The sequence below is a fragment of the Maritalea mediterranea genome, from assembly GCF_021568695.1.
Lineage (GTDB): Bacteria > Pseudomonadota > Alphaproteobacteria > Rhizobiales > Devosiaceae > Maritalea > Maritalea mediterranea.
In genome coordinates this window covers 1-231 of the sequence record NZ_JAKGTI010000017.1, presented here as the reverse complement: position 1 = coordinate 231, position 231 = coordinate 1, and the positions used below count along the sequence as shown (strand labels likewise).

Annotated in this window: 1 pseudogene; it reads right to left on the bottom strand. The window is 63.2% G+C overall.

The annotated features are described in order from the left end of the window. A pseudogene (locus tag L1I42_RS16195) lies at window positions 1-112 on the bottom strand (IS110 family transposase); the annotation flags it as partial. Window positions 113-231 lie beyond the last annotated feature (119 nt).

Genomic DNA, 231 nt, shown 5'->3' with positions numbered 1-231 from the left:
GGGCTGACCGGCGGAGCTTGCGCCGCACTACCACCCCGCCTGCTGCATTAACCCCATGCACCTGGAAAACGCTCTTGGCCAAGTCGAGACCGACTGTCGTAACCTTCTCCATGGATGCCTCCTCTCCCTCGTGGTCAGGCTCAGCACCAACCACGCTATGGCACCTCGATGCCGCGGAGCAGGGGGCATCCACCCCATCAGGTGAGCAGACGAGCTGTCGGTCAGGTAAGG